Genomic DNA, 12,043 nt, shown 5'->3' on the forward strand with positions numbered 1-12,043 from the left:
AAAGTAAACGTCTGTAAGTAGGCGAGGAGGGCGTTCCAACGCACGAGAAAGTTACCGTGCGTTGGTGAGACCAGTCTATTAAGCTTACGCTTGAGGCCCCCCTTATATTGGCAACGGGTTTTGATTCTTCGCCATTTTTACGATGGCCTTCATTGTCCCGTTGTTGTCAGCTTAGGCTGACCTTATCATGCCGCCATTCAACCACCTTTGCTGCCAGCGCCATCAAGATGGTCAATCTTCGCAGCGGCAACCTGCGCCAGCATCTTCAATGTTGTGATCGTCAGTCGCAGCAAGCGGTCAGTGCCCTCAACGTCCAGCACCGGCGTCGTATCGCTGTCTCGATCCATCGTACTGAAATGCGCCAAATCAACGCAGGTTTGTAAGCCTTGGGAGATATCCTTGGTCAGCGCATAAAACTCCGCAGCCTCATCGTTTTTATGGGTAGAAGGCAGCCATGTGAAAGCCTGGTGAAGTGCTTCTGGGGACGATTCCGGTGTCGGCTTGCTCATGATTTTGCTCCCCGGGTAGGGTGACTAACCGAGCGCCGGGAGATTTTTAGTCGGCAGGGTGACATTGAGATGCTATTAGACATTGTGTTTTCTCTTGTGTGGTTGAGCCGCATCCCACTGCAAAATGGGGAGGGCGGCAAATGACAAGGTTTGCAGACTGGTACACAAAAGAAATCCAGCAAGCCCGAAAGCTTCCCCGACACCGCCGCCCATTGAGAGCGTACGAAGACAGCCACACGTAAAAAGACGGCATTGCGCCGTTTGTGCGCTTTTGTGATCTCAGGCTGCAAAACCCGTTCCCCTTTGTGGGGGGACAAACGGAGTATAGGTCATCAAGGTAACTTCTGTGAAGTCTTGGTCAAGGATCGGCACATAAGAACTGTGAAAACAGCCACTTGCCCGGCTGGGGATTGCTATGCCTGCGAGGAGACTTGAAGGGAAAGTGAGCACCAAATGACGTATTCAGGTCAAAATTCCTCATCCCGTAATTTGGCCGTTCTGGCCTGGTACTTTAATAAAAAACAAGCTAAGTTCGTCGCAATTGCATGGACCGACAACGCGTCGGACCAGTATCTATCCTGGCAAAAAGAAGACCCAAAAATCGTTGATGAAATCAATGGTCTCATCGAAGAGTGCTTGCGCAATCCCTTCACCGGCACAGAAAAATCAGAACCACTCAAGGGTAACTTGACAGGCTACAGGTCCAGAAGAATTATTAGAGAGCATCGTCTTGTTTCCCTCCCGGAGGACAAAGCGATCTACGTGATATCTTGCCGTTTTCACTACTAACTCTAGGGGCTTACATTCCAACGCACGAACGATGAAATTGGCGCTAATCAGCTAACCGGATCAGCACCCAACCGAATGATGCGAATTTGACGAACAAAATGACGAATGACGAAGTTCGTCAAATTCGCTGGTAGCACGTCCGAATTACAGGTTCGCATGTTATTAATTCGCACCACAACGCGCAAGGCCAAGTGCGAACGACGGAATCCTGCACGTTCCCACAAATCTACACAGGCCCTACATGGAGCGTGGAAGCAGGTCCATAAACAAAAAAGAGCCACAAGCAGAAGCATGTAACTCTTTGATATATATACTCTTTAATGGTGCGGCTGGCTGGAATCGAACCAGCGACCCTTGGCTTCGGAGGCCATGAAATACTTGATTTATGGGCGTTGATTGACAATCATAAAATATGGTATTTCCTTAAAAATCAATCACTTATAAAATTAACGTTATGAATTGTGTTGATTGATATTGCTTGATATACTCCAAATTGGGTTACATGGCGGTTACATGGAGTGCATGGGAGCGTTTGAGCGATGGCAAAGGTAAATTTTACGGCTGGTCGAATTGCTGAATTTAAATGTGAATCTGGCAAGGGTCAAACTTTCTTGTGGGATACGTCTGCACCGGGTTTGGGACTGCGAGTAACGGCTAACGGTGCCAAAGCGTACATGTTCCAAGCCAAATTAAACGGTCAAGCGATGCGCATTACTATCGGCTCACCGGCAACTTGGACAATTGACGCGGCACAAGCAGAAGCCCGACGCCTGAAAGTAATCATCGACAACGGTCTAGACCCGCGTCATGTGAAAGCTGACGGACTGGCCGCAGCGCAATCGGTTCGAAAGGCAACGGAAACCCAAAAAGCCACCCAACTAAGCCTAGAGGTAATTGCGCAGGCTAAGCGCGAATTAATTGGGCGAGCCGCTTGGGATACTTACATGACCGCACCGCACCCAAAATGGGGAGCACAACACCGCACGGACCATATCATTGCAGCGAATGCCGGTGGCGAGAGGTGCAAAATAGGCGAGAAGATAGCGAAAGCCGCGCCACTTGCTGCGCTGCTGGCCAGGCCGTTACATGAAATTACCGCGCCCGTGGTGCTGGAGTGGCTTGCACATGAATGCCAAACCCGCCCTACATTTGCACATAATTCCTTTCGGAAGTTCCGAACCTTTATTCGGTGGTGCGCAAAGCATCCAGAGTTTCAATATGCGGTACATGCTGACTGCTGCGTTACGGAAGAAGTAAAAGACATAGTTCCCGGCAGCAAGACAAAAGAGGGCGACTGCCTGCAACGGGAGCAGCTGCCCGATTGGTTTGCCGCCGTGCGTAACATCGGAAGCCCTGTTATCAGCGCCTACCTGCAAGCCTTATTGATAACGGGTGCGCGTCGGGGGGAACTGGAAATAATGAAATGGGACGATGTAGATTTCAAGTGGAACAGCATTACTATTCGTGACAAGGTAGACGGCTTGCGGACAATTCCATTAACGCCTTATTTATCCCATTTGCTGACTGCATTGCCGCGCCGCACTGAATGGGTCTTCAATAGCCCTACGGCAGCCAGTGGGCACATTACAGAACCACGCATAGCCCATACCCAAGCGTTACAAATTGCAGGCTTACCACACGTCTCATTGCATGGCTTGCGCCGTTCGTTCGGTACACTTTCCGAATGGGTGGAGGTGCCGACCGGAGTTGTTGCACAGATTCAAGGTCATAAGCCGAGCGCATTAGCTGAAAAACATTACCGCCGCCGTCCGCTGGATTTACTGCGCATGTGGCACTTCAAAATAGAAGCATGGATATTAGAACAAGCCGAGATACACTTTGTTCCAGTGGTCCCCGGCTTACGGGTCGTTACCGCCGCCTGATAATAAACAAACAGTTTAAAGCGCCAGTCTCAGTTTTAGCGGACGAAAAACCGGAAACCTTCGCCGGTCCGACTGGTGCCCCATTTAAATGAAGGCGCTTGAAGGAGCGCAGCATGAACATGAGCAATCTTTTTGACCGCACTCAGGCGCATTTCTACCCGACCAATATTTCTGACACTGTTTCAACCGAGAATGAGAAAAAATTAGCTGTCGAGCGGCGCAAGTTAGGACGTTATCGGCTAGATGAAGCTGCTTTTTATATAAGTGATGTGGGCGGTGAGCGTATAAGCGAAATTACCGAAAAATTAAAGAGTGTAGTGCAACAAGGATTGATTGACGCCTACGAGCCAGGTCGGAAGCAAAAGTACAGATTCGGTCCGAAAAGCATAGTACGTTTTTTTTACGAGGAAGTTTATTGGGATGGCCTCAATAAATGGCTTAGTGAAAGTGAGCCAAAAATAGATTGTAGATTTTGGCCGCCTATCGGTAATGAGCAAGAAGATGACCGCGTAGTAGTAGAAGATTTGGCCGTGGAAATTTCTGAATTGCAAACAGAAAACTTTAGCCAAAGGTGGACAAAATATGCAGACGATGACTCTATGAGTCGGACAATTCAAACGACACTAAATAAAATAGGGCAACCATCCGAACACCTGCCGGGCGTTCGACCGCATATCTTGAAAATGATAGAGCTCGGGGAACTCAAAGTTTTTAGCTCGCGAAATGGACTGCCGCCGGAGCATGGGTGGGACATAACGGACAATTTAGATAAGTGGTATATGTCCCGGAGCGATGCCGAGAAAGTAAAAACTTCGCTCAGTGCCCTGCTTGGGAATAACGAATCCATATTTGTGCCAGCACTCCCCACCGAACCTATATTGCAGCGGCTTCCGGCACAGCTTTTCGGTGAAGGATTTAGCGAGACAGCACAAAATCTCACAACACTTTCAAAATACATTGCGCATGAGACTTGGACGCCGATAGAGGCCGCTTTACTGGTTTGCGGTATTCAACCGGCTCAGGATTGCACCGAAATTCCGAACGGCGGGATGGGCCTTGATAATTGTTTCCATATGGGAAATGAAGATGCATTCCATGATGCTCGACGGATTTTAAAGCTTTGGAATGCTCGAATGAATCCGCCCTCTAAGGTCCGCCCCGCTGATTTTCTCGTGTGGTGCAAGACCTATGACAATAACCTTCTTTGTAAAATTAATACTGATTGGTTGAGCGAAATTGCCGAGATGCAGAACGCAGCGTCTTCCTTGTCAATTGCCCAAACAGAAGAAAAGTATAAAAGTGGAACACTTGTTATTGCCCTTGGTAACTATTTAGAAACGCCGCTAGATGGACTGCCTTATAACCTGCGCGGGAGAGTTCGCCGGGCTTTTTTACGGTATCCGTTTGGGGGTGGGGAATGGGAGGAGCTTAGCTCGGACCAACGCCGCCAAGCAGCTGTTGCTTGGGATGATGCGCACTCACCAGAAAATGAACTGGAGCATTCATATTGGTTCAATCTTGGGGCGAGTATAAGCGCGATAGAACAAAGAATTACAGCATATGAGCTCACAAATCATAATGGTATTCCGAGCGAGTTGTATAGAAAGGAAAAAGAGATAAGTGCATTGACGGCCGAATTGAGCGAACTCCAAAAGCTTTGGAAGTTGCCGCCATTTTCAGACGGCGCAACAAGGACAGAAGAAAAAATATGTTCGATAACGCCTTCAGCTACTTCGCCGGAATTGTCTATAAAGAATTTTCCGAACAAGGGCGCAGTATCGTCCAATTTAGGCGGTCATGATGTTGCTATAACGGGCAATGCTTTCGTGCCTTTAGGAGCGGCAGCTGAGTTCTTGGCTTACGAGCAGTGGGGGGAAGAAGCTCCGAATTTAGAGGCTTTAGCCATAATGAAACTGCGCTATCTTGAGGCCGACGCCGGAGTATTTACTCCTGTAGCCGCTATACGAGCTATTACTGCATCTGAAATACAGCGAAATATTGACTCACTAGTTGCAACTAATAAATTGCCACTATACAACCCACTTACTTATGCACCGACTCAAAATCCTGATGGCGCTTTGGTTAATCAATCAAATTTAACTGCGCTAATTATGGCGGGGGAGCATTTGGCTGGTTTTTCCAGTCACCCAGCATCGGCAGTGCCACAAGCAGTGTCCGCAAGTAATTTGGTGCCGCCTAATCTAATTATAAGACCGCTACAAAGAGCAGCAGCGCAGAATGCTGCCATCTTGGCCGAAATTAAGTTTCTTGGACTTTCCGCTATGAAATTGCCGAAACCGCCATCCGGTAAGTCTGGAACAAAAAAAGCCGTACGTATATCTATGATGGAGCGGGATGTGAAGGGCTATCTCAAAACATTTGTGAGCCAGAAAGTTTACGCGACAAGTTGGCAACGCCTGCGCGACAGCGGTGATATAGGGGAGGTGTAACCCTCCCTCTGCCAAACCATCCCTGTAAAAGCGGGATACCGGTAGGGTTGCGAGGGAGGATAGTTCTAAAAATAAAGTGACTTCCAGAGCGAATTACATTGATTCGCATAACTTGGAAGTTACTTATGACCACTGAACAACTAGCCGCAGAACTCCACCTTAAAGCGCAGTCTATCCGTAAACGTTTCTGCGAAACAGGTGCCTATTACTGCCTGCGTCCCGTCAAGCTGCCAAATCGACGCCTTGTATGGCCCGCCGATTCAATCGCGCTATTAAGCGAGGCGTCCATATGACAAACGCCCCCATCACCAATAGTAATGAGAGCGCCCCTGATGAGCGTGACTATAACTTGCCGGGAAGTTTGCCGAATCGAAAAAACACAGTAACGGCCGCCGTATTGGCTTGCTTGTTGGAGTCTTCCCATCTCACCGGAATGGAATCGGTTTTCAAGCAAAGCACTACACGCCTTAGTGCTGTAATCCATTATCTGGAACGTGACTATTGCTGGAATATTGACCGGCGCGATATTGTGACCGGCACCAGCGATGGCCGCATTGCTTCCATTACCACCTACTGGCTTTCGCAAACGGCAATTGCCCAGGCATTCGAAACCGGCGCACGTCATTGGATTGATAAAGTAAACGCCGCACGCGCTGCACGTCGCAAGCAATCGGATAAATGCAAGGCCGACGCAGCCCGTCTGAATACCTGCCGCAAGCAATTCAAAAGCCATGACCCGCGCCAAGGTGGATTGTGGGGCGATATATGAGCCATACCAAGCTGGATTTAATCAGTAGCGTAATGGCGCTGGTATTGCTTGAACTAGGTTTCCTGGTGCAGGTGCTTTGCGTGACCGCGTGGGGTGGCGTATGACACACGCCCAATTTTTGCGAATCAAAAAGCTGACTGGGAAGGCCATTATTCAGGTCGCCGCCAGGCATAACCACCGTGAGATAGTGGCCGAGTTGGGAGCAGGTTCTGACAGCCACATAGACCCCGCCCGGACATGCGCCAATATCGTGTTGAGCGGGCCTGAATCCGCATCAGGCGTGGCAGCACTGGCACAGGGACTACTCGACAATTCAGGCGTCAAGGCACTTCGTAAGGACGCTGTACGCGGGCTGGAAATAATTATCAGCTTGCCGCCTGAATCGTCAATAGACCACCTGCGATTTTTTGTTGATGCGACTCGATGGATAGAGCGATACTTTGAAGCGCCAGTTATCAGTGCCATCATTCACAACGACGAAGCTGCGCCACACTGCCATGTGCTGCTGCTGCCATTGGTCCATGGAAGGATGGTTGGTAGTGATTTGATGGGAGGCCGGGCCAAGCTGCTAGACATGCAAGCTAACTTTCACGCGCAAGTAGGGCAGCGGCATGGCTTGACACGGCAAGCATCACAAAAGCGGCTGAGTCCGGCGATACAGCGACAAGCGATAGATTCAGCGTTCGATGTGCTGAAAGCGAATAGCGGGCTAAATAGCACCTTGCTGCGCGTATTACTAGAAGCGCATCTACACAATCCTGAGCGGCTATTGCTGGCGATGGGTTTAGATATGCCGAAGCCGAAAGTAAAAGGCACATTCGCAGGAATCATGACCAAGCCATGTAAGCCAGAAAAGCCTATAGGGTTTGGTAAGAAGAAGCCTATAGGGTTTGATGATGTTGCGGCACCAGAAAAAGAGCAAACCCTATCCTGTGTAGGGTTCGGCATTTCAGCGCAGCCAATTTCACCAGTAATCGAACTGCATTCAGCGACCATGAACAGGAACGCGACCGTAGCACCGGAGCCACAGCCAACCGATACAGCAGAAGGCGACTATGTGCGAGAGCGTGACGATGACAAGGCAGCCGTTTATTGGGACGAATCGCGCGGGGAGTTCATCAAGCAGACGGTCAAGGCATCCTGCAAGCCTTCGATAATTGCTTCGGTCCGTGTCGCGCTGGAAACAATCGAGAGACACGGCAGCATACCTGTGATGCGATGCTGACGACCCGAAATAGACCAAAGCAATTTGGCTGACATTTATCGTCCGCCGGTCAGCACAATGGGAGTTTCCAGACCAATACGCGCACGCGCGCGAGGGCAATCACAATATCTCAGACCGTCAGATTGGGCAGACCATGGGCCGCACTTCATTACTTACCGCAGACCAGTGGCATGAAATAACCCTGCGTTTGCTTAATTTTGAGTCATGCCGTGCTCTGGGCCGAGAGTTCGGCCTCTCTGAGGCCGCAATCCGGAAGCGGTGCAGTGAGCGAAACAGGGAGATAAGAATCGTTGCCAATATGCTTTGGGAGGTTCATCAAGCGTTTAAGGCGCTTCCCCTGGCGGCTCAGGTTTCTGTTTATAAGCGGGTGGCAAAGTTAAAAAGAATTGGCAAAGTTGGACCGACGGCAGGTCAGGCAATGGTAGCCACCAGCAGGTAGCCAGTCTTGTAGCCATGGAAATAGTAGTTACCAAACAGCCGGTTACCACGGTATGAGGGGAAATAACCTCGCACTAACTGCGCACATACCGCCGCATAAAGCCGAACGTTTTTAAACGCCTGCAGAACTATCGTTTCATAGGTAAATACCGAGGAAAACCCGCTGAAATTTCTCAACTATAAAGCCGAATAACGGCGCACTTTTCTGCGAATAGGTGCGCACTGGGGCCGATACCGGAATTACTGTATCGAGAAACATTTGGTCTGCCTCGCGCTAGTCTGCAGCCAAGCACGCACCCGCAACGCGCAATGCAAAGCGAGGACAAGGCTGGTGTGCACTTCGTTGGTTCGCACCAAGGTTCGCACCTCAACGCGAGGTAACAGGTGCAAACCAAACCCAGCGACGCATATGTCTGGTAACAGGTAAATAACAGACAGAGCGCCTGAGAACAATGAAATAACAGCGAGAAAACAGCAAATCCCGGTTACGCAGCACTTGGTACGCACCGGAATGGGTGTATAGGAAAGTTGGTATCCACCCAGGTATCCACGGTATTGCAAACTTTATTTAAATGATGGCAAATTAGATAGGCAATGTCACACTGCATAAAAATAATTCACTCAGGGAATATATGAAGAAATTAATGAATGTTTTATTGCGAAATCCCGACCGTATCTTGAAAATCTTTCAGATTGCCGCTCTGCTGTGGATAGGGCTGGAATTACACGGCTTAGCACGCAATGTATATTCAGGTCCGGGTCCTGATGATGGTGTAGATTTAACGCAGGTTGAAGAACAGCTGGGACGCATAGTTAAAGCTATTAACTTGAAGTAACGGCAAGTTTGGTGGGCTGATTTTACAAATCGGGTTACACAGCGGTTACATGAAGCGATGCAGCTGTTAGAAAACAAAAAAGAGCCACAAGCCTAAGCATGTAACTCTTTGATTTATATACTCTTTACTGGTGCGGCTGGCTGGAATCGAACCAGCGACCCTTGGCTTCGGAGGCCAATACTCTATCCACTGAGCTACAGCCGCATATGAGAGGTACGAAGGATACCGTTTTTCTGTGTGCAAGTCCACGAATTGCGGTGCTTTATCGTCCCAAAGTGTGATTATTACGACTATAATCAAGGGTTTGGCGAGGGACCGTGCGTTGTTTTGTCGTTTTTTTACGCGCGTCTGTATTTGCCCACCGGTTTTTGAAAATTGTACTGAGGGAAACATGAGCGACGCACACAACGAAGAACAATCCGCAATCAAGACGCCAAAACAGTTAGTAGTCGCTATTCTGGCGGGCTTTTTAGTCCCTATCATTTGTATCGTGTTGCTGGTGCAGTTTGTCACCAATGCGCAAAAAACCGGTGCTGGCTCTGAAGGCCAAACCCCGGAAGCGATCGCCACCCGACTGAAGCCGGTGGCTGACGAAGGCTTTACATTTAAAGACGTGAACGCGCCACGGGTATTTTTGACCGGCGAAGAAGTGTACAAATCAACCTGTTCGGCCTGTCATGCGACTGGTGCCGCTGGTGCGCCAAAATTCGGTGATGCTGGTGCATGGGGACCGCGTCTGGCCGATGGCGAGGATAAAGTAATCGGTTATGCGCTTCACGGTTTGCGCGCAATGCCAGCTAAAGGTGGTAATCCTGATCTTGATGATGTTGAAGTTGCCCGTGCGGTCGTCTTTATGGCGAATGCAGCCGGTGGTAAATTCAAGGACCCAGTCGTTCCCGCGCCCGCTGCAGCCAGCGCCAGCGCCGCTGTTCCGGCAGCCGCCGCTTCGGCAGCCGCCGCTTCGGGAGCCGCCGCTCCGGCTGCAGCAGCAGCCTCCGCCTCTGCTTCAGCGATTCCTGCAGTTGCGGCGCCAGCAAAGTAATAGTCTGGATGCTATGACATCGCATTAAAAAGCCGACTCAATGAGTCGGCTTTTTGTTGTGCAACGCACCGGCGCTGATATGCCGGTCTTGAAGCGTCGCTATTAACGCGGTGGCGGTTGTTGCGCTTCAGCGACGTAAATTTCAACGCGGCGATTTTGGGCGCGGTTGTAACTGGTGTCGTTTGCGGCGACCGGTTCGTGCGAACCGCGGCCTTCGATGCCGAAGCGATTCGGCGAAATTCCGCGCGCTGTCAGGAAGTTACGCGTGCTAGCTGCACGTTGTAACGACAGAGGGTCATTGATTGCATCGCTGCCGGTATTGTCGGTGTGGCCGATGATCGTGACCGTGGTGGCATTATTGTCAGCTAAGGTCGAAGCAAAGCGTTCCAGGATCGGACGGAAGTTTGGTTTGATATCGGCACGGCCGGTATCGAACGAAACATCGCTTGGAATGGCGAGTTTTAAACGGTTGTCCGCAGTTTGGCTAACCTGCACGCCAGTACCTTGGGTGGCTTGTTGCATAGCCTGTTTTTGCTTTTCCATCTTGTTCGACCAGATGTTGCCAGCGACCGCGCCAATGGCGCCGCCGATTGCAGCGCCGCCGAGTGCGCGACCCGCGCCGCCCGGACCGGATACTGCGCCCAGTAACGCGCCGATACCTGCACCTACGCCAGCACCGGTTGCCGTGCCGCGATCTGTATCGGACATGTTAGCGCATCCTGCAGTAGCTAATGTCACCGCCAATGCTGCTGCGCCGAGTTTGAATTTATTCATTTTTCCCTCATTAATTAAGCGATGTTTCTTAAATGATACAGCACCATCGCTTAATGAGGTGGCGACTAGTCGATGTCTGAGACTTTTTTATTGCGCGTGCTGAAGTAAGCAGCGGTGCTTGCAGCGGCAATCAGGATGCCACCAAAGAACAAGGATTTGCGGATCGGACGTTTTGACAATATGGTGACGCCGGTGACCAGAAGCGGAGCCAGCGATTGCAGGCGAGAGACTGAAAACAGGCCAGGCTGCTTTGCCAGCAATGCGTACGCCGTTCCGGCCACGCGCCCTAATAACCCTTTCGAGAAGGTTCCCCCTGGCATGTGCGACCTCACACCGTCGCGACAGAGGAGTATTTCGGCGCGAAACATTTCGCCCTCACGCAGTAGTTGTAGCTTGCGTTCAGCCAAGGAGTGCTTGCGTTCGGCATGGGATTCAGATTGCATATCAGGCCCTGTTTAGTGAGTACCGTATCAAAGTAGCGCGTCCCGGTCCTGTCGCAATTCATGCATGGTTTGCGGAAGGCCGATGCGGCCTTGTCGCAAAATGTTACGGACGTAAAGTCCCATTGCGAGAGCGATTACGCTGAAAAGTGCAGCCAATATCAGCAATATCTTCCAACCTAATGCGTCCCAGGCGAGGACGACGACCAGTCCGCTCCAAAATGCCAGGGCAAATAACAATGCCAAAATGCCGAGTGAAAACACCAGCATGAGCTTGACGATATGCGTGCCAATTTCAGAAAACTCCAACGCAGCGAGTTCTATCCGGCTGATGACCAGCGCGAACATGTTTTTGGCGATACCCACCGTACTTGATATCAGTCCCGGTTGATGGGGAGCGGATTGCTTGGCATCGGAATGCCTGGATGTTGAGTTGTCCATGCTCGCCTGACGGTTAAGTTGCGGTTATTTACGGGAGATAATCAGGCCAAGTAAAAGACCCATAGTGGCCGACACGACCACCGCACCCCAAGGATTTTTTTGGACATAGTCGTCCGTTGTGGCTGCTATTTCTTTTCCGGTCTCAAGTGCCGCAGTTTGTACATCTTGCGCTTTGGCGACCGCTAAATCGAGAAGTTCGAGTCCCTTGTCGCGCAGCAACTCTGCTGTGTCGCCGGTGTTTGCTGCTGCCTCGTGGAATAGATCCTGTGCATCTTTTACTAACGACCGGATATCGCCGCGAGTAGTCTTAAAGCTCGATTTTTGCATCATTGGCTCCTTGCTAATAAAATACCAGTATAACGAATAGCGCCTGTGAATCTGGCGTTTGTGTTCAGATTATTGTCTTTTAATCATTTCCAACGCCAAGTTGGATTGCTTCAATGCTAA

At 50.3% G+C, this 12,043-nt stretch carries 12 protein-coding genes and 1 tRNA gene; 7 read left to right on the forward strand and 6 right to left on the reverse strand.

The window, feature by feature from the left end; genetic code table 11:
- Nucleotides 1-197: 197 nt before the first annotated feature.
- On the reverse strand, nucleotides 198-509 hold the full coding sequence (locus tag JQN73_RS08810; protein ID WP_205322687.1) for a hypothetical protein: 312 nt from the start codon (nucleotides 507-509) through the stop codon (nucleotides 198-200).
- A 453-nt stretch (nucleotides 510-962) separates the two neighbouring features.
- Here JQN73_RS08810 and JQN73_RS08815 point away from each other — a divergent pair, with 453 nt between their 5' ends.
- From JQN73_RS08815 to JQN73_RS08840, 6 genes are all read left to right on the forward strand, one after another.
- Nucleotides 963-1,298, forward strand: a complete 336-nt coding sequence (locus JQN73_RS08815) for a Txe/YoeB family addiction module toxin (protein ID WP_205322688.1) — start codon at nucleotides 963-965, stop codon at nucleotides 1,296-1,298.
- 539 nt (nucleotides 1,299-1,837) lie between these two features.
- A complete protein-coding gene (locus tag JQN73_RS08820; RefSeq protein WP_205322689.1) occupies nucleotides 1,838-3,181 on the forward strand; it encodes an integrase family protein in 1,344 nt (447 codons plus the stop codon).
- A gap of 113 nt (nucleotides 3,182-3,294) precedes the next feature.
- The gene (locus JQN73_RS08825; protein ID WP_205322690.1) at nucleotides 3,295-5,631 is read left to right on the forward strand and encodes a hypothetical protein; all 2,337 of its coding nucleotides are present in this window, start codon (nucleotides 3,295-3,297) and stop codon (nucleotides 5,629-5,631) included.
- A 289-nt stretch (nucleotides 5,632-5,920) separates the two neighbouring features.
- Entirely contained in the window at nucleotides 5,921-6,400 is a 480-nt protein-coding gene (locus JQN73_RS08830) for a hypothetical protein (protein ID WP_205322691.1), read from the forward strand.
- A 100-nt stretch (nucleotides 6,401-6,500) separates the two neighbouring features.
- On the forward strand, nucleotides 6,501-7,625 hold the full coding sequence (locus JQN73_RS08835) for a plasmid recombination protein (RefSeq protein WP_205322692.1): 1,125 nt from the start codon (nucleotides 6,501-6,503) through the stop codon (nucleotides 7,623-7,625).
- Nucleotides 7,626-8,695: 1,070 nt separating this feature from the next.
- Entirely contained in the window at nucleotides 8,696-8,899 is a 204-nt protein-coding gene (locus JQN73_RS08840) for a hypothetical protein (RefSeq protein ID WP_205322693.1), read from the forward strand.
- A 128-nt stretch (nucleotides 8,900-9,027) separates the two neighbouring features.
- Here the strand turns inward: JQN73_RS08840 and JQN73_RS08845 are convergent.
- Nucleotides 9,028-9,103, reverse strand: a tRNA-Arg gene (locus tag JQN73_RS08845).
- Between the two features lie 187 nt (nucleotides 9,104-9,290).
- Between JQN73_RS08845 and JQN73_RS22450 the strand changes: the two genes are divergently transcribed.
- A complete protein-coding gene (locus JQN73_RS22450) occupies nucleotides 9,291-9,941 on the forward strand; it encodes a cytochrome c5 family protein (protein ID WP_205322694.1) in 651 nt (216 codons plus the stop codon).
- Between the two features lie 102 nt (nucleotides 9,942-10,043).
- On the opposite strand, the gene JQN73_RS08855 is transcribed toward JQN73_RS22450, so the two are convergent.
- The 4 genes from JQN73_RS08855 to JQN73_RS08870 form a co-directional block, all read right to left on the reverse strand.
- Nucleotides 10,044-10,715, reverse strand: coding sequence for an OmpA family protein (locus JQN73_RS08855; protein WP_205322695.1), 672 nt, complete (start codon nucleotides 10,713-10,715; stop codon nucleotides 10,044-10,046).
- A 65-nt stretch (nucleotides 10,716-10,780) separates the two neighbouring features.
- On the reverse strand, nucleotides 10,781-11,158 hold the full coding sequence (locus tag JQN73_RS08860) for a hypothetical protein (protein WP_205322696.1): 378 nt from the start codon (nucleotides 11,156-11,158) through the stop codon (nucleotides 10,781-10,783).
- 27 nt (nucleotides 11,159-11,185) lie between these two features.
- On the reverse strand, nucleotides 11,186-11,596 hold the full coding sequence (locus JQN73_RS08865) for a phage holin family protein (RefSeq protein WP_205322697.1): 411 nt from the start codon (nucleotides 11,594-11,596) through the stop codon (nucleotides 11,186-11,188).
- 24 nt (nucleotides 11,597-11,620) lie between these two features.
- Nucleotides 11,621-11,926, reverse strand: a complete 306-nt coding sequence (locus JQN73_RS08870) for a YqjD family protein (RefSeq protein WP_205322698.1) — start codon at nucleotides 11,924-11,926, stop codon at nucleotides 11,621-11,623.
- Nucleotides 11,927-12,043 lie beyond the last annotated feature (117 nt).

It is taken from the genome of Glaciimonas sp. PAMC28666 (assembly GCF_016917355.1).
Lineage (GTDB): Bacteria > Pseudomonadota > Gammaproteobacteria > Burkholderiales > Burkholderiaceae_D > Glaciimonas.